The following is a 633-nucleotide window of genomic DNA, read 5'->3' as shown; positions in this document are numbered from 1 at the left end:
CATGGTCTGTAGCGAGCAGCAATACATGACTATGGAAAATGGTAAAAAGTTTGATACCGGCAATCATCCTGTTGAGATGATGGTGCCTTTATTGCATTTTAAAAAAGCGGGTTTTGACACGGATATCTTTACGCCAACAGGAGCGTCTGTCAAAGTTGAACAATGGGCGATGCCAGAAGACGATGACGATGTTAAACAAATATACGCTGAATATCAGCCAAAGCTTGAGAGTCCGAAAAGTATCGCTGACTTTGTCAAAAATGACATGGCCAATAGCGACGACTATGCAGCGATTTTTATTCCAGGTGGTCATGGCGCGATGCTAGGCTTGCCTGACGACAAAAACCTTGGCGAATTGCTACGCTGGGGCCATGAAAATGACTTGTTTACCTTGGCGATTTGCCATGGACCTGCCGCTTTATTGTCCGCTAACCTAGATGGTCCTGATGCAGCGGATGATAAGTCCGAGCGCGACTTTATCTTTAAAGGTTATGAGATGGTAGCATTCCCCACTGGTATGGATAAGCAAATGCCAAAAATTGGCTATCTGCCTGGTACGATGCCATGGTACTTTGGTGAAAAGCTTGAAGACTTGGGCGTCACAATTAGCAATAAACTGGCCACCGGTAGCAC

General features: G+C 45.5%; 1 protein-coding gene. It reads left to right on the top strand.

Features of this window, described 5'->3' with window-relative positions; translation table 11 throughout:
* Positions 1-25 precede the first annotated feature (25 nt).
* Positions 26-633 (top strand): DJ-1/PfpI family protein (locus tag ACS8FC_RS18610; protein ID WP_439297882.1); only part of this gene is annotated, 608 nt, incomplete at its 3' end.

The organism is Psychrobacter sp. 1Y4 (genome assembly GCF_051847555.1).
The sequence above is the reverse complement of the archived record's forward strand: the minus strand, read 5'-3'. Positions and strand labels throughout refer to the sequence as shown.